24 protein-coding genes are annotated in these 24846 nt (G+C 61.4%); 17 read left to right on the top strand and 7 right to left on the bottom strand.

What is annotated here, in order from left to right:
• Positions 1–167 precede the first annotated feature (167 nt).
• From QCL65_RS19525 to QCL65_RS19470, 12 genes are all read left to right on the top strand, one after another.
• Positions 168–818 carry a glutathione S-transferase family protein gene (locus QCL65_RS19525; protein ID WP_407311654.1) on the top strand — a complete coding sequence of 217 codons (651 nt, stop codon included), beginning with the start codon at positions 168–170 and terminating at the stop codon, positions 816–818.
• A 116-nt stretch (positions 819–934) separates the two neighbouring features.
• Complete coding sequence (locus QCL65_RS19520; protein ID WP_407311652.1) at positions 935–1720, top strand: sulfite exporter TauE/SafE family protein; 786 nt, start codon at positions 935–937, stop codon at positions 1718–1720.
• Between the two features lie 111 nt (positions 1721–1831).
• Positions 1832–3553: a ubiquinone-dependent pyruvate dehydrogenase gene (gene poxB, locus QCL65_RS19515; protein WP_407311650.1), complete on the top strand. Its 1722-nt coding sequence runs from the start codon at positions 1832–1834 to the stop codon at positions 3551–3553.
• Between the two features lie 254 nt (positions 3554–3807).
• Complete coding sequence (locus QCL65_RS19510; RefSeq protein ID WP_407311648.1) at positions 3808–4710, top strand: carbon-nitrogen hydrolase family protein; 903 nt, start codon at positions 3808–3810, stop codon at positions 4708–4710.
• Between the two features lie 11 nt (positions 4711–4721).
• Entirely contained in the window at positions 4722–5510 is a 789-nt protein-coding gene (locus tag QCL65_RS19505) for an ABC transporter ATP-binding protein (protein ID WP_407311646.1), read from the top strand.
• The gene (locus QCL65_RS19500) at positions 5507–6373 is read left to right on the top strand and encodes an ABC transporter permease (protein WP_407311644.1); all 867 of its coding nucleotides are present in this window, start codon (positions 5507–5509) and stop codon (positions 6371–6373) included. Before QCL65_RS19505 ends, QCL65_RS19500 begins: the two co-directional genes overlap by 4 nt.
• Complete coding sequence (locus QCL65_RS19495; protein ID WP_407311642.1) at positions 6373–7377, top strand: ABC transporter substrate-binding protein; 1005 nt, start codon at positions 6373–6375, stop codon at positions 7375–7377. Before QCL65_RS19500 ends, QCL65_RS19495 begins: the two co-directional genes overlap by 1 nt.
• 2 nt (positions 7378–7379) lie before the next feature.
• Positions 7380–7580, top strand: coding sequence for a hypothetical protein (locus QCL65_RS19490; RefSeq protein WP_407311640.1), 201 nt, complete (start codon positions 7380–7382; stop codon positions 7578–7580).
• A complete protein-coding gene (locus QCL65_RS19485; RefSeq protein ID WP_407311638.1) occupies positions 7577–8935 on the top strand; it encodes an amidase in 1359 nt (452 codons plus the stop codon). The genes QCL65_RS19490 and QCL65_RS19485 overlap by 4 nt, the downstream gene beginning before the upstream one ends.
• A 32-nt stretch (positions 8936–8967) precedes the next feature.
• The gene (locus QCL65_RS19480; RefSeq protein ID WP_407311636.1) at positions 8968–9636 is read left to right on the top strand and encodes a TetR family transcriptional regulator; all 669 of its coding nucleotides are present in this window, start codon (positions 8968–8970) and stop codon (positions 9634–9636) included.
• 91 nt (positions 9637–9727) lie between these two features.
• Positions 9728–11299, top strand: a complete 1572-nt coding sequence (locus QCL65_RS19475; RefSeq protein WP_407311634.1) for a gamma-glutamyltransferase family protein — start codon at positions 9728–9730, stop codon at positions 11297–11299.
• Between the two features lie 103 nt (positions 11300–11402).
• Entirely contained in the window at positions 11403–12095 is a 693-nt protein-coding gene (locus QCL65_RS19470) for a GntR family transcriptional regulator (protein WP_407316939.1), read from the top strand.
• Position 12096: 1 nt separating this feature from the next.
• Here the strand turns inward: QCL65_RS19470 and QCL65_RS19465 are convergent, their stop codons facing one another.
• From QCL65_RS19465 to QCL65_RS19450, 4 genes are read right to left on the bottom strand one after another with little or no spacing between them, the layout of a single operon-like run.
• A complete protein-coding gene (locus QCL65_RS19465) occupies positions 12097–13320 on the bottom strand; it encodes an amidohydrolase family protein (RefSeq protein ID WP_407311632.1) in 1224 nt (407 codons plus the stop codon).
• Entirely contained in the window at positions 13317–15809 is a 2493-nt protein-coding gene (locus QCL65_RS19460) for an ATP-binding cassette domain-containing protein (RefSeq protein ID WP_407311630.1), read from the bottom strand. The genes QCL65_RS19465 and QCL65_RS19460 overlap by 4 nt, the downstream gene beginning before the upstream one ends.
• Entirely contained in the window at positions 15806–16675 is an 870-nt protein-coding gene (locus QCL65_RS19455) for a branched-chain amino acid ABC transporter permease (protein ID WP_407311628.1), read from the bottom strand. The genes QCL65_RS19460 and QCL65_RS19455 overlap by 4 nt, the downstream gene beginning before the upstream one ends.
• Positions 16676–16688: 13 nt before the next feature.
• The gene (locus QCL65_RS19450) at positions 16689–17876 is read right to left on the bottom strand and encodes an ABC transporter substrate-binding protein (RefSeq protein WP_407311626.1); all 1188 of its coding nucleotides are present in this window, start codon (positions 17874–17876) and stop codon (positions 16689–16691) included.
• 187 nt (positions 17877–18063) lie between these two features.
• On the opposite strand from QCL65_RS19450, the gene QCL65_RS19445 reads away from it, so the two are divergent.
• The 3 genes from QCL65_RS19445 (at position 18064) to QCL65_RS19435 (ending at position 19765) form a co-directional block, all read left to right on the top strand.
• Positions 18064–18462: a nuclear transport factor 2 family protein gene (locus tag QCL65_RS19445; RefSeq protein ID WP_407311624.1), complete on the top strand. Its 399-nt coding sequence runs from the start codon at positions 18064–18066 to the stop codon at positions 18460–18462.
• Positions 18463–18702: 240 nt separating this feature from the next.
• Positions 18703–19125, top strand: a complete 423-nt coding sequence (locus tag QCL65_RS19440; protein WP_407316937.1) for a UPF0149 family protein — start codon at positions 18703–18705, stop codon at positions 19123–19125.
• Between the two features lie 37 nt (positions 19126–19162).
• Positions 19163–19765, top strand: a complete 603-nt coding sequence (locus QCL65_RS19435) for a peroxiredoxin (protein WP_407311622.1) — start codon at positions 19163–19165, stop codon at positions 19763–19765.
• A 66-nt stretch (positions 19766–19831) separates the two neighbouring features.
• On the opposite strand, the gene rnt is transcribed toward QCL65_RS19435, so the two are convergent.
• Both rnt and pyrC read right to left on the bottom strand, forming a co-directional pair.
• Positions 19832–20506, bottom strand: a complete 675-nt coding sequence (rnt, locus tag QCL65_RS19430) for a ribonuclease T (RefSeq protein ID WP_407311620.1) — start codon at positions 20504–20506, stop codon at positions 19832–19834.
• Positions 20503–21549 carry a dihydroorotase gene (gene pyrC, locus QCL65_RS19425; RefSeq protein ID WP_407311618.1) on the bottom strand — a complete coding sequence of 349 codons (1047 nt, stop codon included), beginning with the start codon at positions 21547–21549 and terminating at the stop codon, positions 20503–20505. Before pyrC ends, rnt begins: the two co-directional genes overlap by 4 nt.
• Positions 21550–21678: 129 nt before the next feature.
• Here pyrC and QCL65_RS19420 point away from each other — a divergent pair, with 129 nt between their 5' ends.
• Positions 21679–22632 (top strand): flagellar protein MotY, encoded by a 954-nt coding sequence (locus tag QCL65_RS19420; protein WP_407311616.1) that lies wholly within the window; start codon positions 21679–21681, stop codon positions 22630–22632.
• A gap of 128 nt (positions 22633–22760) precedes the next feature.
• Complete coding sequence (locus tag QCL65_RS19415; RefSeq protein WP_407311614.1) at positions 22761–23978, top strand: argininosuccinate synthase; 1218 nt, start codon at positions 22761–22763, stop codon at positions 23976–23978.
• A 69-nt stretch (positions 23979–24047) separates the two neighbouring features.
• Here QCL65_RS19415 and QCL65_RS19410 read toward each other — a convergent pair whose 3' ends face one another.
• Positions 24048–24686: a hypothetical protein gene (locus QCL65_RS19410; protein ID WP_407311612.1), complete on the bottom strand. Its 639-nt coding sequence runs from the start codon at positions 24684–24686 to the stop codon at positions 24048–24050.
• Positions 24687–24846: the final 160 nt, after the last annotated feature.

Below are 24846 nucleotides of genomic sequence, written 5' to 3'. Positions count from 1 at the left end.
CAAGTCAAACGGCGCCGACTGCTGGCGCCCGTGAGGGCTATTCTCTCGGTGAGGGGGGCGGAAAGCAAACGTTGTGCTGGCCCATTTGTAATCCTTTGGTGACAGGCACGTTGGCGGGCCGGCGCCGCGGCGATCGATCCGCCACCTTAAATATGAAGGGCTGGTGTATGACTGACTACATATTATTCGGTACGTCGCAATCGGGTTCGGCTGCCATCGAGGTGGCATTGGCGCGCTGCCAGGTGCCTTTTCAGGTGGTCGACGCCTGCTCTTGGGCGCCCGGGCCGGGCAGCGAGGAATTGGCCCGCTGCAATCCGCTGCGTCAGGTCCCTACCTTACGCCTGCCCGATGGCAGCCTGCTGACGGAAAGCGCGGCTATTCTTATCCACCTAGGGCTGGCGTTTCCGGACACTGGCCTGATCCCCGCGGCTGGGCCGCAGCAGGCCCAAGCGATTCGCGGGTTGGTGTTTATCGCTGCCAACTGTTACAGCGCCATCAGCTTATTGGATTACCCCGAACGTTGGCTCACGCTGCCTGACCCTTTGATTGAAAAGGCCCTGCGCGAGGGGGCCTGTGCGCGCCTGTACCGGCACTGGGAGCTGTTCGCCGACCTGTTCAGCGGCACGCCTTTCTTAGCCGGCGACAACCCCGGCGCGCTGGATATTCTGGCTGCTGTGGTGACCAAGTGGTCGGCCACCCGTGATCATCTGCGCGTGGCGCGCCCGGCGTTCTTGCAGTTGTTGGAGCGAATCGACCGCCACCCGCACGTGGCTCCGCAGCTTTCCAGGCACTGGCCGCTGAGTGATTCACAGGGCTGAACCCTGCCCATGAGTTGGTGAGGTTCTAACGATAGACCGTAACGATATAAGCAGCGATTGGAAAAATCGCTATGCTGCCGCGCTTGTTTTTCAGCGGTCAGGTTCAGGGCGTCTAGATGGATTTCGGTATTTTCGGTTTTATCGTAGCGGGTCTGACAGTGGGTTTTATCGTGGGGATGACCGGGGTAGGGGGCGGTTCGCTGATGACGCCCATCTTGCTCTGGTTCGGCATCAACCCCGCCACTGCGGTGGGCACTGACCTGCTCTACGCGGCCATTACCAAGTCTGGCGGCGTGTTGGTGCACAGCAAGAACAAAAACATCGACTGGACCATCACTGGTTGGCTCACCCTGGGCAGTGTCCCGGCGGTCATGCTGACGCTATGGTTCCTCAGCACCCTGCACACCGCGCCCGATGCAATGAATGCGGTGATCAAACAGGCGTTGGGGGTGGTCCTGATTCTTACCGCCCTGGCGGTATTCTTCAAACAGCGCTTGCTGGCGTTCGCCCACGCCCGCGCCGGCGGCAATTATCGGCCAAGCGGCGCCAGCCTGCGGGTGATGACGGTGGTGACCGGGCTGATTCTCGGCACCATGGTCGCCCTGACGTCCATCGGTGCGGGCGCGCTAGGCACCGTAGCGCTGTTCATTCTGTACCCGGTATTGGCCACCCGCCGTCTGGTCGGAACGGAAATCGCCCACGCCGTGCCCCTCACTTTGGTCGCCGGTTTCGGCCATGCCAGTATGGGCAACATGGACTGGGCGGTGCTGGGCTACTTGCTGATCGGCTCGTTGCCGGGCATTTACATCGGCAGCCAGCTCACCGGGCGCGTGTCCGACAACGTGCTGCGCCCGTGCCTGGCGGCGATGTTGATGCTGATCGGCGCCAAGCTGGTCTTCTAAGCGGGCCTTGCCGCCCCCGGCGGCATTCTTCATCAAATCCGGCGGAACACCCTCGAGCACCCACGACTCTCACTCCTTGATTGCAATTTTCCACTTCAAGGAGCTTTTCCCATGGCCAGTACTGCCGCCGATTATATGGTTAATACCCTCAAGCAAGCCGGCGTCAAACGCGTCTACGGCGTGGTCGGCGATTCGCTCAATGGTTTTACCGATTCACTGCGGCGCCTGGGTGGGCTGGACTGGCTGCACGTGCGCAACGAAGAGTCCGGGGCTTTTGCCGCCGGTGCCGAGGCGCACCTGACCGGGGAGCTGGCGGTGTGTGCCGGCAGCTGCGGGCCCGGCAATCTGCATTTGATCAATGGCCTGTTCGACTGCCACCGCAGCGGCGTACCAGTGCTGGCAATTGCCGCGCATATCCCCAGCAGCGAAATCGGTATCGACTATTTCCAGGCGACCCACCCGGAGTCGCTGTTCAAAGACTGCAGCCACTACGTTGAGCTGGTGTCCCGTGCCGACCAGTTACCGCAGATCCTCGAACGCGCCATGCGCGTGGCGGTGGCGCGCAAGGGCGTGGCGGTGGTGGTGATCCCCGGCGACGTTGCCCTGCAGCCGCTGGACGCCAAAGTCAGCACCTGGCTGGCGCCCAAACCACCGGTGGTGGTGCCGGCTGAAAGTGAAATTCAGCAGTTGGCTGATTTTCTCGACACCGGCAAGCGCGTCACCCTGCTTTGCGGAGCCGGTTGTGCCGGAGCCCACGCAGAGGTCGTGGCGTTGGCCAACCTGCTCAAGGCGCCCATCGTGCACGCCCTGCGTGGCAAAGAGCATTTGGAGTATGATAACCCTTTCGATGTCGGCATGACCGGCTTGATTGGCTTTGCCTCAGGCTTCAATGCCATGAAAAACTGCGACACGCTGCTGATGCTCGGGACCAATTTCCCTTATCGGCAGTTCTTCCCCGAGCATTCGCGCATCGCCCAGGTCGACCTCAGCCCGGAAGCCCTGGGCAACCGCTGCCCATTGGAAATCGGTCTACTGGGGGATGTGAAGCACACCTTGCAGGCACTGTTGCCGCGCCTGCATGAGCGCAGCGACACCGGGCACCTCAACGAGGCCCTGGCCGATTACGACAAAACCCGCAAAAACCTCGACAGCCTGGCCGAAAGTGGGCCGAACAGTGCGCTGATTCACCCGCAATACGTTAGCCGCCTAGTCAGCGAGATGGCCGCCGAGGATGCCGTATTCACGTGCGACGTCGGCACGCCCACGGCCTGGGCCGCGCGGTATTTGAAGATGAACGGCAAGCGCCGCCTGGTCGGCTCGTTCAACCATGGCTCGATGGCCAACGCCATGCTGCAGGCCATCGGTGCCCAGGCGGCTTACCCGGGTCGGCAGGTGGTGTCGATGTCGGGCGATGGTGGTTTCAGCATGATGATGGGTGACTTTCTGACCCTCAGCCAGGCCAACCTGCCGGTCAAAGTGATCGTGTTGAACAATGGCACCTTGGGTTTTGTGGAAATGGAAATGAAGGCCACCGGCTTGGTGGACGTGGGTTGCGACCTGAAAAACCCCAACTTCGCCGCCATGGCCCAAGCCATGGGCGTCAAGGGCATTCGGGTGGAGAAGCCGCAAGACCTTGAAGCCGCCCTGGCCGAAGCGTTTGCCCACGACGGGCCAGTGCTGGTGGATGTGGTCAGTGAGCGCCAGGAGCTGATCATGCCGCCGGAAATCACCGCCGAAAACGTCAAGGGCTTTGGCTTGTTCATGATGCGCGCGGTACTCGATGGCCGGGCGAAGGAATTGGTTAATTTGGCCAAGGTGAACTTCTTGCGTTAAACCCAAACGCCGCTCGGCGCGGGCGGGCCATGCCTGCGCCAGCTTTTGCGTCCAAGGGCGTGCCGGGGCGGTGCGCTTTGGGCGTCCAGGCACCATTGCAATGCATCCTCTAGCCTTGTTGTTTCGTCAGCCCCGGCAAATTTCGTTGGTAAAACAAACAATTAATCAATTGATTAATTAATTAGGCGCGCCGGGCGTATCTGGCACGCTTGCTGCTCCATGCTTGCTAACAGCAACCTGTGGAGGGCACGGCCATGGCGAAAATCAAGATCGCGACGGTGGCGATGGAAGCGACCTATGACAAGGCGTACAACCTAGAAAAGATGCTGGCCCACCTGCAGCTCGCGGCTGCAGAGGGTGCAGACCTGGTGGTCTTTCCCGAGCAGGTTCTGCAGGGTTACCTGAGCAATACCACGGAGCTGGATTTCGCCAACGTCGCTCACCAATTCGCAGCGGCTGAGCCAGTGCCGTCGGGGCCTTCAGTGCGCCGTATGCTGAGCGAGGCGCAGGCCCTCGGTGTGCATGTCATCTTTGGCATGACCGAGTGCACCCGTGCCGACGTCTTGTTCAACACCTGTGTGTTGGGTGGCCCGGCCGGTTACATCGGTCACTACCGTAAAGTGCACCAGCCCGGCGATGAGAAACATGTTTATTACCCGGGTGATGGGTTTCCGGTGTTCGATACGGCGTTAGGCCGCATCGGCATGTTGATCTGCTACGACAAAGTGTTTCCCGAGAGCACCCGCGAATTGGCCCTCAAGGGCGCGCAAATTCTGGTCATGCCTACGGCTTGGGCGTTTGCCGGCGAGACGGCGGACATTAGTGCCGACGCCATGCTCGACACCTACACCCTGTTCGGCCGGGTAAGGGCTCTGGAAAACCAGTGTTGGATGGTCGAAGCCAACCTCTATGGGCATCACGGCAAGCTTCACTACCACGGTCATAGCCGCATCATTGACCCCAACGGCATGATCGTCGCCGACACCGGCTATGCCTGCGCGATTGCCTATGCCGACGTCGACGTGCTGGGCGCCATCGTCCAGGCGCGTAGTGTCGATTACATAGGTTACAACTTCCTTAAGGACTACCAGCCCATGCAAGTGCCGGCGCTGCCCGGCATCGCATCGGCTTTTCATGCCCAGCTTTCGGCCGAATAGAGGTGCCGCCCATGCATACCCTCGAAGCGCGCAATATCTGCAAATTCTACGACACCCGCGATGGCGTGCTGACCGTGCTCAACGGCCTGTGCTTCCACGCTGACCGTGACGAGTTCGTCTCCTTCGTCGGCCCCAGTGGCTGTGGTAAATCCACCCTGTTCAACATCATCACTGGGCTATTGGAACCCGACATGGGCTCGATCCTGGTCGACGGTGACGACCGCACCGGGCGCTCCAATGAGAAGGTCGGTTACGTGCTGCAAAAAGACCTTTTGTTCCCTTGGCGCACGGTATTAGAAAACATCGTACTGGGCCTCGAAGTACGCGGCGGCAACAAAGCCGAGGCGCTGGATAAGGCCCATGCCCTGTTGAAGAAATACCGCATGCAGGGCTACGGCAACAAATACCCCGGCAGCATTTCCGGTGGCATGCGCCAGCGTGTGGCGCTGATGCGCACGATGATCACTGACCCCGAAGTCATTCTGATGGACGAAGCCTATAAGGCCCTCGACTACCCATTGAAGATCACGTTGGAGAGCGAGCTGCTGGAGATGCTCCGTGAGGAGCGCAAGACCATCGTGTTCGTGACCCATGACATCGAGGAGGCGGTGACCTTATCCGACCGTGTCTATGTGATGAAGGCTCGTCCGGGCGAGATCGTTGGGGAAATTAGCGTCGACCTGGGCACCGATAGCAGTGACATCCCGACCCGGCGCATGTCACGGCACTTCAACGACTACTACGAGTTGATCTGGAAGAGCATCGCCAGCCCGGTGAGTGCTGCCGAGGAGGTTGCATGAGCGCGCTATTATCCCCGACCACCCCGGCCCACGCCGAGCACTCGGCTAGCCTTCGCGAGCAGCGTGAGCAGGCCCGTGGCCGGCGGCTAAGGCGTGAGCGCCAGCGCCGTTACCTGCTGGTCAGCCTGCAAGTGGGCATCGTCGTCCTGCTCTTGATGCTATGGGAGTGGGCCGCCCATACCGGGCTGATCAGTCGTTTCCTGTTCGCCAGCCCCAGCATGGTCTGGGACGTGCTGATGCAGCGTTGGAGTTCAGGGGAATTACTCAACGATGTTCGCGTGACTACCCTGGAGACATTGATCGGCTTTGCCATCGGCGCCTTTGGTGGGGCAGTGCTTGGCCTGTTGCTGTGGTACTCACGCTTCATCGCCGAACTGACCGCGCCGTTCATTGCCGCCATCGGCTCCATTCCGGTGTTGGCCATCGCGCCGATCACGATCATTTGGTTCGGCACCGAGATGCTATCCAAAGTGGTCATCGTCGCCTTCTCGTGCGTCGTGGTCTCGCTTACCACGGCCTACCAGGGGGCCCAGCGTACCGACCCGGACCTGCTCAACCTGATGCGCTCATTCAATGCGCCACGGCGGGCGATTTTTTTCAAATTGGTGGTGCCCTCGGCCATGGCGTGGGTGATCGCAGGGCTGCGCCTGAATGCCGGTTTCGCCTTGGTGGGGGCCATCGTGGGTGAGTACATCTCCTCCGAAGCCGGGGTCGGCCACATGATCTTGCTGGGCAGCTCTAACTTCGGCATCAACATTGTCTTGGCGGGCATCGCCGTGGTGATGGTAATGACCCTGGTCTTCGTCAAGCTGGTGGGCTTGCTGGAACGTTATGCACTGTCATGGGAAAGGGGAGAGCGTTAATGGCGATTGCAAAAAGGCTGTGCGTGGCTTCAACACTGCTGCTGGCGATACTGAACACAGGGGCGGTGCAGGCCGAAACGGTGCGTATCAATCAAGCGTTCCAGTCGCTGCTGTACCTGCCGCTCTATGTGGCGCAAGAGCGCGGTTTCTTCAAGGAACAGGGGCTGGAGGTGAAGATCGCCACGGCGGGCGGGGGTGCCCAGTCGTGGGCGGCGGTGATCGGCGGCTCGGCCGACTTCTCTATTCAGGATCCAGTGTTCGTGCCCAAGACCATCGAGAACGGTGGCGACGGAGTGGTCGTGGCGGGTATCCAGAATGCCCCGACGGTGTTCATCATCGGCAAGGATGCCACTTCACTGCAAGGCAACCTCAAAGGTTTGTCCGGTAAGAAAGTCATCACCAGCCCGCAGCCCGATACCACCTGGGCGTTCATGAGCTACCTGATTCAGCAGCAGCAACTGGAGAAGGTCAAGCTGGTGAGCGTGGGGATCGGTAATGAGCTGCCGGCGGTAATGGCCGGCGCCGCTGACTATGCGCTGGCGGTTGAACCCCAGGTGACCCAGAGCATCGCCCAGAATGGCCTGCATTCGGTGTATTCGTTTTCGGCGGATAAAAGCTGGTACCCCTATGCATTTTCCAGCCTGACCACCACGCCCCAATACCTGGCCGACCACCCTGAGACGGCGCAAAAAGTGCTGGTCGCCTTTGAAAAAGCCTCGCGCTATATCTACGCCCACTTCGACGAGACCGTGGAAGTGGGCAAGCGCTATTTTCCGAACTTGCCGGCCCAGGTGGTCAAGGATGCGATCCAGCGCGAGATCGATGCCAAGGGGTACCCGGAAAACGTCTTGGTCAGTCAGGAAGCTTGGGACAACAATATGAAAATCGCCTTGTATGCCAAGAACATCAAGGCCTATCCCTCTGATGCCACCCGCTATCAACGTAACGTCAACACCGCGCTGGCCAGCAAAGCCAAGGCGCTGGTCGATGCCCAAGGGGAATGAACATGCCTGAGCACACTTTGATTTGGCCGGGGCAGCGACCATTGACCGCCCAGCAGCAGGCCGAGCTGCAACCCACCTGGGAGGCCTGGCGCGAAAGGGCGCGGCGCTTGAGCGCTAGCAGCCTACTGCAACTGACACCCGAGGTACCCCCAATTACCGTGTACATCACACCAGCAGGCGCGCGCAGCGAGGCGTTGCCATGAGCCTATCGTTGCTGGGCCAGCGCTACCGAGCGGGAACACTGGGCATGGCCGAGGCGGTCCAGGGCTGCCTGGACCAAGAGGCGCGCACCCGCCACTTGAATGCCTACCTGGAGGTATTCGCCGACCAGGCCATCCGCCAGGCGCATGCGTACCAAGCGCTGCTCGACAGCGGCTGCGACCTGGGCCCGCTGCAGGGCGTCCCCATTGCGATCAAAGGCAACATCGACATACTCGGCCAGCCTATGACCGCCGGCAGCCAGATCCTCGCCGATCACCGTGCCACTCGCGATGCCGAGGTGGTGCGGCGGTTGCGCCGGGCTGGGGCGATCGTTCTGGGCAGCACCAACCTGCACGAGTTTGCCTGGGGTGGCACCAGCGACAACCCCCATTACGGCACCTGCCGCAACCCCTGGGACCCCAACCGGGTGCCATCTGGCTCCAGCGGTGGTTCTGGGGTGGCCGTGGCGGTGCGCAGTGCCCTGGCCGCCCTGGGTACGGACACCGGCGGTTCGGTGCGCTTGCCGGCCGCGATGAATGGCATCACCGGCTTACGCCCAACCGTAGGTGCGATCAGCACTGAAGGGGTGTTTCCCCTGGCCTGGAGCATGGACACCGTTGGCCCCATGGCCGCCAGCAGTGAAGACTGTGCGTTGCTCTTCGCTGCGCTGAGTCAAACCCCGGGCGATCCGTTGGCGCAGCTGGCCCGCCCAGTGGATCGGCTACGCCTGGGCTACCTGGAGGACTACAGCTTCAGGGGTCTGCAACCGGCTATTGAGCAGGCGTTACGTGGCACTGTGCAAGCCTTCGAAGCCATGGGCATCAGCGTGGAGGCAGTGCGTTTGGATGATCTGGAGAGTGCCGTAGACGCCCAGGTCATCGTTGATGCAGCCGAGCCCAGTGCCATTCACCTACCTTGGCTGGAGCAGCAACCCGAGCGCTATGGCGCAGACGTACGAGTATTGCTGCAAGCAGGCCTGGCGTTCAGTGCTGTGGATTATCTACAAGCCCAGCGCTGGCGTACGCGCCTGCGCCAACAATTGGACCGGGCGTTTCAGCGGGTCGATGCGATCATCAGCCCGACGGTACCCTTCACTGCACCGCTGGTTGGCCAAGACGAGGTCGAGATCGCGGGCCATTTGCAAAGCACCCTTACCGGCAACATGCGTTATACCTGTATCCCCAGCCTGGCCGCCTTGCCTGCGATCAGCTTTCCCATGGGCCTGGACCCACTGGGCTTGCCCATGGGCTGTCAGTTGCTGGCGCCGGCGGGTAAGGAATACCGTCTATTGCGCCTGGCCCATCATTTTCAGCAAGGCAGCGCGTACCATGGTCTGCTGCCGCCGTTGGCTGGCTAGGCCGTTCATTTGTATCAGGAGTGCCCGCTGTCGTGGCCCGTACACACACTGTTGCCCAAGAACGCAAAAAACCCGGACGCCCGGAAGGGGCAGCGGGCTTTAACCGCGACCAGTTGCTCGACGCCGCCGAGTTGATGTTTTCCAACCAGGGCTATGCGGGTACCAGCCTGCGCGAGATCGCCGCGGTTGCATCGGTGAACCAGGCGCTGATCAATTACTATTTCGGCTCCAAGTATGGCTTGTTCGAAGAGGTCTATTTGCGCAAGGGCGGCCCGTTGTCGGCCGAGCGCATGCTGCGGTTAAACGCTCTGGACGCGCGGGGTGACTTCGGCCTGGAAGAGGTGGTGCGGGCATTTATGGAGCCTTCCGTAGCCCTGCTGGGGGACGCTCGCGGGCGTGCCTTTATGCGCTTGCAGGCGCGCATCCACACCGAACCGCCAGAGCTGTCCTATGGCCTGCGTCAGAAGATAAACGATGAATCTACCCGCGCCTGCGTTCAGGCGTTTCGCCGGGCCAAGCCAGACATGTCCGAAGCGGCTGCGTTTTGGAGCATGACCCTAATGTTCGGCGCTTATATGTTCGCGTTCTCTGATACCCACCGTCTAGACCAGTTGGCCCCGGGTATTTGTCGCCCTGACGACGCCGAGGAAGTGCTGGAGTATGTTTGCGCGTTTGTGGTCGGCGGGATTTCGCGGTTGTGATGGCGGGTAACTGAGGTAAGACGGGGCATATTTTTTGCTTTGCTAACAATAATAAAATTGATAGCTAGCAAAAATACCCGAGGCCTTGACCATGTACGCCACCTCTCGCCACGCTGTGATTACCACCCCGCATGCCGCCGCCAGTGCCGCCGGGCTGCGCATCCTGGACGCTGGCGGGACTGCGATCGACGCGATGCTTGCCGCCAGTGCCACCCTAGCGGCGGTGTTCCCGCATATGACCGGCCTGGGCGGCGACGCCCTGTGGTTGCTCCATGACCGCGAGGTGCGCACCATTGTGGGCATTGGCCAGGCCGGCCAGCGCTTGCCCGACGGCGGCCAAATCGGCCTGCGCGGGCCCACTGCGGTGGCAACCACCGCCGGTGCGCTGGCCAGTTGGCAAACCGCAGCGAATATCAGCCGCCAGCAGTGGGGGTCGCGGCTGGGCTGGGCGGACGTGTTGGAGGACGCCGCATTCATGGCCGAAACCGGGGTGGCGGTGTCTGAATCCCAAGTGTTCTGGCAGACCTTGCGCCAGCCGTTGATCGAACAATTGCCTGACCTGCAGCGCTTGTGTAAAGCCCAGGGCCGTTGGCTGACCACAGGCGATACCCTGCGCCAACCTCAGTTGGGCAATACGTTGCGGCATTTAATGCGGCACGGCGTCGAGGACTTTTACCACGGTGAACTGGCTGAAGCCTTCGGCGCCGCCTTCAATGCCTTGGGCTGTGGCCTGAGCGGCGCCGACCTGCGCGCCACCCGGGCCGCCGAAGTGGCTCCGTTATCCATTCGCTATCGTCAGGGGCGGCTGTTCAATGTGGCACCCCCTAGCCAGGGGCTCTACACCTTGCAGGCGCTGGCAACCCTGCAGCACCGCGAATTATCCGAGGTCGCCAATGGCAGCGCCCTGTATTACCACTGCCTGGTGGAAGCCATCAAACAGGGCTTACTGCGGCGCAACGATGAACTGCGCGACCCGGCCGCCCGTCCCTGGGACTTCGCCGCCAGCCTGCACCCCGACGTTACCTGCGCCTATGCCGCTGCCATCGACGAACAACGCGCCGCCCCCTGGGCTGAAGCCGGGCGCCCCGCCGACACCGTATGGCTAGCGGCGACCGACCGCCAAGGGCGTAGCGCTTGCCTGATTCAGAGCCTGTTCCATGACTTTGGCTCCGGTTGCATTTTGGGTGATACGGGCGTGCTCTGGCAGAACCGCGCGGCGGGCTTCAGCAGCGACCCCCAGCATGTCAACGCATGGGCGCCCGGCAAGCGCCCGGCGCACACCCTCAACCCTTCGTGCTACCTGGCCGACGACGGTCAACGGTGGTTTTTCGGGACCCAGGGCGGCGATGGTCAGCCGCAGACGCAAATGGTCCTGGCCACCCAACTGATCGACTACCGCCAACCCATCGACCGTGCGCTGGAGACCCCGCGTTTTCTCCTGGGTCGCAGCTTCTTCGACAGTACGGATAACCTCAAGCTGGAGGCCGATATCGACCCCGCGAGCGCCGCCGGGCTGGCCAATCTGGGCCATGTCGTGGAGCTGATCCCCGCGCGCAGTCCAATGACCGGGCACGCCGGGGTCATTCATATCGATGCCCATGGCTTGCGCAGTGCCCAGCACGACCCCCGGGGTGAAGGGCTCGGCCTGGGCTTGGTTGAGTGAATCCAGCCAGTGTTTGCGGTGCCCCGCGCGGCTGGCGGATAATGCCCGCCAGCCGTGCCCAGAGGCCCGGCCCAAGGGGTTTGCCATGAACAACGAGGAAAGGATGGGTTCGACCACCGTCACCGCCAAACAGCTTGAAGTACAGCGCATCGTCGACGCCCTGTACAAGGCCATTGCCCAGCACCGCTTGCCGCCCGGCACTCGCTTGATCGAGGCGCAGATCGTCGAAACCCTCCACGCCAACCGCAACCACGTGCAAGTCGCGCTGCAGCGCCTGGCGATGCAAAAAGTCGTGACCATCGAAGCCAATCGCGGCGCCATGGTTGCCCAACCTACGGCCAAGGAAGCCCGGGATATCTTCAGCGCGCGGCGGGTGATCGAGCGCGGTATTGTCGAGGCGATCACACCGGCGCTCATGCGCAAGCACCGCCAACGTATCGCCACGCATATGGACAGCGAGCGCAAGGCGACCAGCGACACTGACCGCCGGGCCATCGTGCGCCAGTTGAGCGAGTTCCACTTGATGCTCGGCGACATCTGCGGCAACAGCGTGCTCAGTGACATGCTGGGCAACCTGATGGTGCGCAGCTCGCTGATCGTCGCTCTGTACCAACGTAACGACGTGCCGTCCTGTGCCTCTGATGAGCACCAGCAAATCATCCAGGCGCTGGAGCAGGGCGATGGTGCCAAGGCGGTCGCCGTGATGCTGGAACACTTGGACGAGCTGGAAAGCCAGTTGGCCCTGGATGCAGCGGCGCCGCCTGAATTCAACTTGCGTCAGGCGCTGAGCGACTGAGTCAGTGCGGCTTCAACAACTGCCCCAGGGGCCGGGTGAATGTCGGCTGGCCGCGTTTGAAACCCATCAGCGGCGGGCTGATCTCGGCGATCACGGCGGCTGGGGAAGGCGCATCGAAGACAATGAAGTCAGCCTGGCAGCCTGGGGTCAGCCCATAGTTGGGCAGACGCAGCAGGCGCGCCGATTCACTGGAGATCCATCCCAGGCACTGCAGCAGCTCGGCTTGCGTGCCCATCTGGCTGATGTTGGCGTACAGGTTGGCTTGGCGCACCAGTGAGGCATCGCCGTAGGGGGTGAACGGGTTGCCCAGGTTGTTGGTCGACACCGAGCACGTCACCCCACAACTGTGCAGTTGGGCCAGCGGCGCCAGGCCGCGAGGCTTGTTGTGGAACTGTTCACGGCCCATCAGAAATAGATCGGTGCTGGGCAGGCAGGTCACCTGTACGCCAACCTCGGCCAAGCGCTTGCCGATGGCCATCAGGGCGTCCCTGGGTAATGTCGAGAGTTTGGTGACATGGCCAATGGTCACGCGCCCACCCCAGCCATAGCGCTCGGTGCAGCGCGCCACCGCTTCGACAGTCATGCCCTCGGGGTTCAAGTCGAAGTCCAGGTGCAGATCCAGGTCGCAATCGTAATGGGCGGCCAGTTGGAATAACCGCTCGATCTGCCCCAGGGGGTCGCTGTCCATATAGGGGCAGCCGCCGAGTACGCTGGCGCCGTCTTCCAACGCTGCGCACAGCAGGGCTTCGGTGCCTGGGTTGTTAAGCAGGCCCTCCTGGGGAAACACGCAGATTTGCACACCTATAGCCCAGGCGTAATCGGCTTGCAGGCGGCGGATGGCGTTGAAGCCAACCAGGCCGATTTGTGGGTCGAGTTCGACGTGGGTGCGCATGTGCGTCGTGCCTTGCAGGATGGCTTTGTCCAGCACCTGGCTGCCGCGTTGGTAGACGTCCGCTTCGGTGAACCCGGCTTTGGCGGCGCGGGTTTGCTGCACGGCCTCGGCCAGGGTGCCGGCGTGCAGCTGACAACGCTCCATGATGCAGGCTTTATCCAGGTGAATATGGGTCTCGATCAGGCCTGGCAAAACTAATTTGCCCTGCAGGTCGAGGGTTTGCGCAGGTGTACTGGCGGCGAACGGCTCGACGAAAAAACCGTTTTCGACGTGCAGCGTTGCCGGCGGCTGGTGGGCGTCCAGCCGCGCGTTAATGATTTTCAACGGGCTCATGTTGGGGTTCCTTCACCTAGATAGGCCGCAGCCAATTCCACGTCTTCACGTAGTTGCGCCGCGCTACCGGCCTTGATGACGCGGCCGTTTTCCAGCACATAAGCGCGGTCGGCGACTTGCAGGGCGAGGTTAGCCATTTGGTCCACCAGCAATAGGGTCACGCCTTCGTCGCGCAGGGCGGCGAGTGCGTCATAGAGTTCCCCGATCATCGCCGGCGAAAGACCCAGGGAGGGTTCATCCAGTACGAGGATTTTCGGCTTGGCCATCAGCCCGCGTCCCACCGCAACCATCTGCTGTTCGCCGCCGGAGAGCAGCCCGGCGGGGCTGTCGATGCGCTCGCGCAGACGCGGAAAACGGCACAAGATGGCCTCCACCTCGGCGGCGGCATCGAAGCCTGGTGCCCGGGCGTAGGCCCCCAGGAGCAGGTTGTCGCGTACGCTCAGGTAGCCGAACAGTTGCCGGCCCTCTGGCACCAGCGCTAGCCCGAGTGCCGCGATGCGGCTGGCGCTGGTGTGGCTGATGTCTTCGTTGTCCAGCAAAATACTGCCTTCAGTCGCCCGATGCAGCCCGGCCAGGCATTGCAAAATACTCGACTTGCCAGCCCCGTTGGCGCCCAGGATCGCCACCAGTTCCCCAGGGTTGACCACCAGGTTGACCGCGCTGACCACGGGGGCGGCGCCGTAGTCGATGACCAGGTCCTTGATGAACAGGCGAGCATCGCGGCTGCCGTGCCAAGGTGCAGGCCGTGCGCTGGCTTGATAAGCGGTGCCGCCCAAATAGGCGGCGATGACCCGTTCATCGCGGCGCACTGCGGCGGGTGGCCCGACGGTGATGGGTTTGCCAGCGTCGAGCACCAGCAGGCGTTCGGACACGGCCATTACCAGGGCCATGTCGTGCTCCACCAGAATCACGCTCAAACCGAAAGCGGCCAGCTGGCGCAGTACCTGCACCAGCGCGTCAGTGTCGCTGCGGCTCAGGCCCGCCGCTGGCTCATCAAGCAACAACACCGAGGGCGCGGTGGCCAGCGCGCGGGCGATTTCCACCAGACGCCGGTCCACATGGGGCAGGGCTTGGGCGGCAATATTGACCTCACCGCGATAACCCACCAGCGCCAACAGGTTCAGCGCGAGGGTGTGCTGGGCCACGCCGGAGTGCGTGAACGGAAGGCCCAGGCGGCCTTTTTGCAGGGCCACCAGCAGGTTCTCCAGCACGGACATTTCGCCGAACAGTTGCGTGGTCTGGTAAGTACGTGCGATGCCAGCCCGTGCGCTTCGCCATGCCGCGAGCCCGGCCAGGGGCTGGCCAAGTTCGATCTGCCCGGTGTCGGGGGTGTAGAAACCACTGATCATATTGAGGACGGTGGTCTTGCCTGCCCCATTGGGGCCGATGATGCTGGTAATGCTGCCGGCGGGGGCGTGCAGGTTAACCTGCTGCGCCGCTTGCACGCCGCCGAAACGGATGCCCAGGTCGCGGATATGCAGGCCGTCCGGTGCCCGCGTGCTGCCCAGGTAAGCGGCCAGCAGCGCGGTGTCGGCCTGTGCCGGCGGGTAGAGCACGGTGGGCTTCAGCCAACGCTTGGCCAGCGCCCCGAGCAGCCCATTGGGCGCCACCCAGAGCACCACCAGCAGCAGCACGGCGAAGATCAGTAGGCGGTACTCGGCGAAGTCCGAGAGCAGTTCCGGCACCAGCACGATCAGTAAGGCCCCCAGAACCGGGCCGAACAAAGTCCCACTGCCGCCAACGATCACCGCCAGCACGAATAGAATCGACTGGGAAAACGGAAATGACTCAGGGTTGATAAACATCAGCAGCGGCGCCAGCAGTGCCCCGGCCAGGCCGGTCAGTAGCGCCGACAGCATAAAGGCCAGGGTTTTGCTCAGCACCGGGTTGAACCCCAGCGAGCAGGCGGCGATTTCCGAGGCTTTGACCGCGCGCATCGCCTTGCCCCAACCGCTGTCGCGTAGGCGCTGATAGAACGACAGCGCCGCGACCATCAACAGCACCGCCGTCAGGGCCAGCCCTTGACTGGGGTCGAGAGGGCCGAAGTCAGGCGTGGGAATGCCCATCAGACCATTGGAGCCCCCGGTGACCTCACGCCACTCGATCAAGCTGTGGTGCACCACAAAGGCAAAAGCAATGGTGATCATCGCCAGATACGGGCCACTGACGCGCAAAGCGGGGATCGCCAACAGGGCGCCGATGACAGCTGACACCAGGCCGGCCGCTGGCATTGCCAACCAGAGGGGCACCCCGGCGAGTGTCAGGAGCGCTGACACATAGGCACCGATGGCATAAAACGCAATGTGGCCAAAGGAAATCTGCCCGCTGAGGCCGATCAGCAGGTTCAGGCCCACCCCGACCACCGCTGCCAGGGCACATAGGGTCAGCACCAACAGTGAATAGCTGTCTAGCAACCCTACGGCCGCGCAGCTGCCCAGCCCCAGGGCGGTGATCGCCAGGGGGCCCAGGCGGTTTTTCCAATTGCTCATACTTTCACCAATGCGCGGCTGCCAAACAGACCGTCGGGGCGAATCGCCAAAGCCAGAATCACTAGAGCGAAGGTAAAAATCTGGGTGAATGCCGAGCCGAAATATAAGGTGACCAAAGCTTCGGTCAGGCCGAACAATAGGCCTGCGGCGAACACTCCGCCGGCACTGGCGATCCCGCCCAGAATGGCCACGGCAAAGGCTTTTAAACCGAACAGCATGCCCATCTCGGCACTCACGCTGAACAGCGGCGCAATGAGCAGACCGGCCACGGCGGCCAGTACGCTGGAAATCGCAAAGGCAGAGGCGACCACCCGGTTGACGTTGATGCCCATCAGTGTCGCGGCCCTGGGGTTCTGCACGCAGGCTTCGAGGACTTTGCCCAAGCGGGTATAGCGCCGCACCAGCCACAAGCCCAGGGCAATGCCGACGCCCGCCAGCGGAATCAGCAATTGCAAAGCGCCGACGGCGTTACCCAGCACCTCGACCTGCATGGTCAGCAGGTCGCTGGTGAATTGCCGAGGCTCCTTGCCAAAGGTAAACATCGCCAGGTTGTCCACCAACATGCCGCCCGCCACCGTTGCCATCAACCACGCCTGAGAACCGCGGCTGTGAAACGGCCGCACCAGCCAGCGTTCGATGGCCAGGCCATAGAGTGCGCAGAGCAGCAAGGTCAACGGCACCCCTAGCCACAGCGGTAGGCCCCAGGTGATGCACAGGCTATAACCCAGCACCGCGCCCACCATCATGGCGCTGCCCTGGGCAAAATTGACCGTACGGGAGACCACGTAGGTCAGGTGAAAACCCAAGGCCAGCAGGGCATACATACTGCCCAAACCGAGGCCGGTGACGATGGCGGCGGTAAACATCAGGGCGTCCTCCTCAGGGCTTGAGCGGTACGATGCGGTCACCGACGAAATGGCTCATGACATAGTCGTCCGGACCCAAAGCGTCGTGTTTCTGCGCGGTAAAGGGCTGCTGGTACTGCTTGATCAAGCCGTCGTACTGGGTGATGCCATAGAAACCGTCGCGGATCGCCTTGCCCTCGGTGCTGCCGGCATTGGCCATCGCCAATGCGCTCAGGTGCAGGGCGTCGTAGGCGTTGGCAATGCCCACGGCAGGGGTGACGTCCGCCAGGCTCTGGATCTGCGGGTAGGCCTTTTTCAGGGCCGTTAGCAGGGCATCGCCTTTGGCGTTGTTATGCTCGGTGAACACGTAAGTCTGGATAAAGTGCACCCGCCCCGCGTTGGGCCCGGCAAGCTCGCCGAAGCGACCGCCAGCCGGCCCCCAGTGCGATACCACGGGCACGTCCCAGCCCATGCGGTCGAGGGATTTGACCACCTGCGCCGAGGGCCCGACGTTGCCCACCAGGAGCAGCGTGTCAGCGCCTGCGTTTTTCAAGCGAGTGAGTTGTGGCACCACGTCCAAGTCGCTGTCCTGAATACGTTCAACCCCCGCGTTGGCCAGGCCTCGGTGTTCCAGCGCACGTTTGAAACCAGCCTCGTTGGATTCGCCCCAGGGGTTGTTGATCAGGATCATCCCGGGTTTCTGCATGCCCTGTTCCACGCCATATTTCACCAGCGCTTCATCGACCAACTCATCCACCGCCGAGACGCGAAACACGTAGTTGTCCGCCGCGCCGTTCTCGGTGATTTTGGTGCCCGCCGCCCATATCCCCATAAACGGCACTTTCAACTGATTGGCCAGCGGTACGATGGCCAGCGAAACGGGGGTGTCGAGGCCGCCAAACAGCATCGCGACCTTCTCGCGCTGGATCAGCTCGCGGGCCGCCAACATGCCTTTGGAGGGGTTGCTCTCATCGTCACGGCGTACCAGCGCCAAGGGGCGCCCCAGCACGCCACCTTTGGCATTGACCTCATCGATGGCCATGGTCAAGCCCCGGGTGAGGGCCTCTCCAGACTTAGCCGACTGGCCGGACAATGCGGCGACCAAGCCGACCTTGATCGGTGGCTCGGCTGCCTGCGCCATGCTCAGCAGGGCGATGTTGAGCGTCATCGCGGCCATGAACGGGCGCAGCGAAGGGTAGAGCCTTGAAAGCTGAAGAGCCATGGTCAAATCTCCTGATTGCTAGCTTTTGCACAAATATTGCTAGCAAGTACAATGCCAGCGCTGTGCGCACCCATGGCTCTAGGTTCTCAAAGGTTAACCCCCGCCTTCATGCGCTAATTTAAGGCATGACGCACCGCGCGGAAGCATCCGCCGCCTTCCATAGGAAGTTTTTTCAGGAGCTATACCGATGTCATACGATAATTCCGCTGTAGAGATTGTTAGCAATTTTCTCGCCGCTTCCATGGCGCCTGACCCGGTTCTTGCGGCGACCTTTATGAGCGACGACGTGGCGATCACCTTTACCGGCGGCCGGGCCATGCCCGACCCTCAAACCATCACCGCCTTTAATGGCGGGCGCTATGCCTGGGTGAAAAAGGCCTTGGGCGATTTCGATTGGATGGACCGTGGCGACCACACGGTGGTGTATTCGATGGGCACCTTGTACGGGGAGTGGCCCGACGGCCGCAGCTTTTCCGGCAACCGCTACCTGGACCGTTTCGAGGTACGCCACGGCAAAATTACCCGTATGGATGTTTGGAACGACAGCGCCGAGTGGCTTTTGCAGCCTGGCTTGGCCAAGGCTTGAGCAGCAAACGGGGGCTGCGTCTACCGTTGACGATGTGCGCTGGGCTGTGACCAAGAGCTCGGGGGCAAGGCCCCCTCCTACGGGGCAGCGACCGACTGTAGGAGGGGGTCTTGCCCCCGAGCTCTTCGCCTCTATGGGATACAGGCTGCTAGGACAGGGTTTTTGCTGGAGCTCGGTTGGGCTTCGCGCTTGAATACCTCATCGCCAGCCCTTTCAGTGACCTACAGTCATGCATAGCCCATCAGCAGCAAACCGCTCAGCGAAGACGAAATCAACTACCTTGAGGAGGTACTGGATAAATACAGCAGTGAAGCCTCGGTATTGAGTGTTTCCGAACTCGACGGTTTTTTCACTGCCCTGGTCTCCGGGCCACAGGCTGTGCAATTTGATGACTGGTACGGCTTGCTTTGGGGCGCGCCGGAGTGCTTGCCAGTGTGGAAGGACGAACAAGAGTTCGAGCGTTTTTTTACGTTGATCATTCAGCACATGAACAACATCGCTACTCACTTGCTGCAAACCCCGGAAAAGTTCGCGCCGCTGTTCAACCAAATGCAATTCAAAGGTGAAACTGTGTTGACTCTCGACGACTGCTGCTTTGGCTATAGGCGCGGCATGGGCGCACGGCAGGGCTGTCGCCGATCTTTCACGGACAACCGTGTATGATAGGCCGCTTCATTCCACAGACTTCAGGAGATATCGAATGAGCGTACTCGTCGGCAAGAAGGCCCCGGACTTCACCGTCGCCGCTGTATTGGGCAATGGCGAAATCGTTGACAGCTTCACCCTGTCTTCGGCCATCAAGGGTAAATACGGTCTGGTTTTTTTCTACCCACTGGACTTCACTTTCGTTTGCCCGTCCGAGCTGATCGCCCTGGACAACCGCATCCCTGACTTCGCAGCACGCAATGTCGAAGTGATTGGCGTGTCGATCGACTCGCATTTCACCCACAACGCCTGGCGTAACACCCCAATCAACTCAGGCGGTATCGGTCAGGTGAAATACACCCTGGCGGCTGATACCAAGCACGAAATCTGCAAAGCCTATGACGTCGAATCCGAAGGCGGTGTGGCTTTCCGTGGCGCCTTCCTGATCGACACTAACGGGGTGGTACGTTCGCAGATCATCAACGACCTGCCCCTGGGCCGGAACATGGACGAGTTGCTGCGTCTGGTCGATGCCCTGCAATTCCACGAAGAGCACGGCGAAGTATGCCCGGCCAACTGGAAGAAAGGCGACAAAGGCATGACCGCCTCGCCAGAGGGCGTCGCGGCTTACCTGAGCGAGAATGCCGGCAAGCTGTAACGGCCTGCGGCGCATAAAAAAACCGGCGCTCTTACGAGTGCCGGTTTTTTTATGGGATTTGTAGCGTCAGTCGTTGAAGTCCTGCCAACCGCCCATGTCCTTCCAACGGTTGACGATCCCGCAGAACAGCTCGGCGGTCTTCTCGGTGTCATAACGCGCCGAATGGGCTTCACGGCCGTCGAAATCGATATCGGCGGCCTGGCACGCTTTGGCCAGTACGGTCTGCCCATAGGCCAGCCCGGCCAGCGTGGCTGTGTCAAAGCTGGAGAACGGGTGAAACGGGTTGCGCTTCATGTCGGTGCGGGTCACCGCGGCATTGAGAAAACCCAGGTCGAAGCTGCTGTTGTGGCCGACCAGAATGGCGCGTTTGCAGCCGTTGGCTTTCAGGGCCTTGCGAACTCCGCGAAAGATATCGGTCAGGGCGCTTTCTTCACTGACCGCCATGCGCAGCGGGTGGTCCAGCTTGATCCCGGTGAACTCCAACGCCGCCGCCTCGATGTTGGCCCCAACGAAGGGCTCGACACGGAAGAAATAGGTGTGGTCGGGGAATACGAAGCCTTTCTCATCCATGGCGATGGTGGTGGCAGCGATTTCCAGTAGGGCATCGGTGGCGCAGTTGAAGCCACCGGTTTCGACGTCGACCACCACCGGCAGATAGCCGCGAAAGCGCGCGGCCATGGGGTGCTTGGGGCCACCGCCGTTACCGGCTTCGGGCTCGTCGTCGTAGTTGTCTTCACTCACGCGTGTTTCTCCAGCAGGCGCCAGCGCAGTTTTTCACCCGCGCGCAACGGAATGACTGACCGCTCGCCGAAGGGCAAGCTGGCCGGTGCGGTCCACTCTTCGCGGACCAACGTAATGGTGTCGGTGTTATGGGGCAGGCCATAGAACGCCGGGCCATGCAGGCTGGCAAAACCTTCGAGCTTGTCCAGGGCATTGCGCTGCTCGAACGCTTCAGCGTAGAGCTCGATGCCGGCGTAGGCGGTGTAGCAGCCAGCGCACCCGCAGGCAGCCTCTTTGGCGTGTTGTGCATGGGGAGCCGAGTCGGTGCCGAGGAAAAACTTTGGGCTGCCGCTGGTGGCGGCGTCCAGCAAGGCAACCTGATGGGTGCTGCGCTTGAGGATCGGCAGGCAGTAGAAGTGCGGGCGGATCCCGCCCACCAACATGTGGTTGCGGTTGTACAGCAGGTGTTGGGGGGTAATGGTGGCCGCGACGTTGGCCCCCGCCTCGGCGACGAATTGCGCGGCCTCACGGGTGGTGATGTGTTCGAACACCACTTTCAGGGCCGGGAAGCGTTCGATCACGCGGCGCAGGTGTTCGTCGATAAAAAGTTTCTCGCGGTCGAACACGTCGACTTCGGCACGGGTGACTTCACCGTGGATCAGCAGGGGCAGGCCGACCTCGGCCATGGTTTCCAGGGCCGCCGAGATGTTATCGAGGTGGGTCACGCCAGAGTCTGAATTGGTCGTCGCACCGGCCGGGTACATTTTGCAGGCGTGGACAAAACCACACGCTTTGGCCGCGCGGATGTCTTCGGGCTGGGTGCGGTCGGTCAGGTAGAGCGTCATCAGTGGTTCGAAAGCACTGCCCGCAGGGCGTGCGGCCAGGATCCGCTGGCGGTAGGCGCCGGCGTCTTCGGCGCTGCGCACCGGTGGAACCAGGTTGGGCATGACGATGGCGCGGGCGAAGGTGCGCGCGACATCGGCCACGGTGTGGGGCAGCACGGCCCCGTCACGCAGGTGGATATGCCAGTCATCGGGACGCAGAAGGGTCAGGCGGTCGGACATTGGGGATTCCAGGCGGTTCGAACTGGGGGGAATGCTACCGGAAAAGACCGATTCAGGCACCCGCTATCAAGTTTCGCCGGTGCCGACCGATAGCCCGGAGGTATGCCGTAACAACCTGTGGAGCCGACCGTGCGCCAGCGTTATCTAGCCTTGCTCAGTATGTTTGCCAGCCTGCCTGCCATGGCCATGACTTTCCAGACGCGTCTGGAGAATGTGGAGTGGAAGGTCGAAGGCGACGCCTTCGAATGTCGGCTGAGCCAACCGATCGCCGATTTCGGCGCGGGCGAATTCGTCCGCCGTGCCGGCGAGCAGGCGATTTTCCGCCTGACCTCCAATAGCAACGTGCTGGGCAATGGTTCAGCGACCCTGCTCTCGGCTGGCCCGGCTTGGCAGCCCGGGCGTGGCGACGTCAACCTGGGGTCGGTGCGGGTCGGCGGCAATGAAGTGCTGCTCAACAGCTCCCAGGGCCAGGCTTCGCGCCTGCTCAGCGGGCTGCTGGAAGGCCGTAGCACCGTGGTACGCAATTATTCTTCGGAAGTCGGCCGACCTATGGAGGTTAGAGTTCTACCGGTGAAATTCGGTAAGGCTTATAGCGACTACCAGGCGTGCACCGCCAAGTTGTTGCCAATGAATTTTGATCAGGTGCGCGAAACCCAGGTCGGTTTTCCCGGCGGCGGGGTGGATCTGGACGCGGCCGGGCGCAAGCGCCTGGATACGATCATCGCTTTTATTCAGGCAGACCCCACGGTTAACCATATCGAGCTCAATGGCCATTCGGACAACAGCGGCAACCGCCTGACCAATCGCGATTTGTCCCGCCGACGCGCCCTGGCGGTACAAGACTACCTGATGGCCAAGGGCATACCGGAGTCGCAGATCACCGTGCGTTTCCATGGTGAGCGCTACCCGCTGGCCAGCAATACCACCCCAGCCAACCGCGCGCGTAACCGCCGCGTAAACATCGAACTCGACCGCGTGGCGCCCACGGCGGCCCCCGCTCCGGCCGCCACGCCTGCAGCGCCCGCTGCCGTACCCGCGCCCACCGGTAAGGTCGACCCAAGCAAACCTGCCGCAGTTTCTTGAGTGACGCAAGGCGTTGTCTGTAGGGGAAAAACTGTCGCTTGCACGTCCTAAGCTGTCGCGCCGCTGTAAATCTGTAGCCATGACCGGTAGAATCGACGGCTTTCAGTAGAACCCCGTGGAGTGATGGCATGGCGGACGTAAACAAGGTCGTTCTGGCGTATTCTGGCGGCCTGGACACTTCGGTGATCCTCAAGTGGCTGCAAGATACTTACAACTGCGAAGTGGTGACCTTCACTGCTGACCTGGGGCAGGGCGAAGAAGTCGAGCCCGCACGCGCCAAGGCGCAAGCCATGGGCGTGAAAGAAATCTACATCGATGACCTGCGCGAAGAGTTCGTGCGCGACTTCGTGTTCCCCATGTTCCGTGCCAACACGGTCTACGAAGGCGAATACCTGCTGGGCACCTCCATCGCGCGGCCGCTGATTGCCAAGCGCTTGATCGAGATCGCCAACGAAACCGGTGCTGACGCCATTTCCCACGGCGCGACCGGCAAAGGCAACGATCAAGTCCGCTTCGAACTGGGTGCCTACGCCTTGAAACCGGGCGTTAAAGTGATTGCGCCTTGGCGCGAGTGGGACCTGCTGTCGCGGGAAAAACTCATGGACTACGCCGAAAAACACGACATCCCAATCGAGCGTCACGGCAAGAAGAAGTCGCCTTACTCGATGGACGCCAACCTGCTGCACATTTCCTACGAGGGAGGTGTGCTGGAAGACACCTGGACCGAGCACGAAGAAGACATGTGGCGCTGGACCGTCTCTCCGGAGCGTGCACCTGACACCCCGCAATACCTGGAGCTGACTTACCGCAATGGCGACATCGTTGCCCTGGACGGCGTCGACATGTCCCCGGCGACGGTTCTGGCCACCTTGAACCGTATCGGCGGCGAGCATGGTATCGGCCGGCTGGATATCGTCGAGAACCGTTACGTGGGCATGAAGTCTCGTGGCTGCTACGAGACCCCTGGCGGCACCATCATGCTGCGTGCCCACCGCGCCATCGAGTCGATCACCCTGGACCGTGAAGTCGCTCACCTCAAAGATGAGCTGATGCCTAAGTACGCCAGCCTGATCTACACCGGTTACTGGTGGAGCCCTGAGCGGGTGATGTTGCAGCAGATGATCGATGCCTCCCAGGCCCATGTGAACGGTGTCGTGCGCTTGAAGCTGTATAAAGGCAATGTGATCGTGACCGGTCGTAAGTCTGACCAGTCATTGTTCGATGCCAATATTGCCACCTTCGAGGAGGACGGCGGCGCTTATAACCAGGCCGATGCGGCAGGTTTTATCAAACTCAATGCACTGCGTATGCGCATTGCGGCTAACAAAGGCCGAAAATTGTTTTGATTGGCCGTTGAAGCATTATAAAAACCCGGCTTTTGCCGGGTTTTTTTTATAGGTCTTACGCGGGTTAGTCTAGTTGGAGAATGAACTAACGGTTCCCTTGTTGACATCGAGTATGGCCATCGTGTTATTGGATGAATTGGTGTTTGGCATTGCCGTGCTGTCCATAAAAAGTTTAACCAAGTGCGACTTGATAGCCGGGTGGCGATCATCGACCAATAACAAGATGACATGCTTGCTAATATCTTTGAAGCTGCGCCGATGCAGACAATCGTCGATCAGCGCTTCGACTGCTTGGGTCGCCTGGGGTGCTGAGCCCAACGCCGCGCCATCGAGCACGAACAGGTCGCAAAGGTCGTCCAGATGCACCCTGCTGATGCCGCTCTCGGTTTCCCAGAGCGGCTGTACCGGGCCCTGGATCGGGGCAGATACCGCGGATGGCGCAGGGTTTTGGCGACTGCCGATGGCCTGAAGAAAGCCGTCTTCATCGCGAAAGTCTGCCGGCGAGTAAAGCGCCTTGTAGTTGAAATTCAACGTGATAAAAAACAGTAACGTCAGGAACGGTGGGAACCCCACTAGAAACCAGGTGTATATGCCCTGGCTATTGGCGTCCAGAAACGGTAGCGATGCCAGCGCCGACGCTTCGGTGATGGCGGCAAAAATAGCGATGAGGGCTAGGGGGCTGCCCACATTCCGGTTGGGTTCGCTCATGGCGATGTCCTCGCTGTGAAGGTGGCCGGTGGCTGGCCGATGGACATTAGATTAGGCGAGTGTCGTAATCAGTAGCATTTGTATATGTATTTTTTCCATTTAGTCGCCAGTCGATGGGAGAGCTAGCATCGAGCTATGGTTCCGGATGTTTCAGTTGTAA

It is taken from the genome of Pseudomonas sp. nanlin1 (assembly GCF_045571515.1).
Classification (GTDB): Bacteria; Pseudomonadota; Gammaproteobacteria; order Pseudomonadales; family Pseudomonadaceae; genus Aquipseudomonas.
This window is presented reverse-complemented; position numbering and strand designations above follow the sequence as displayed.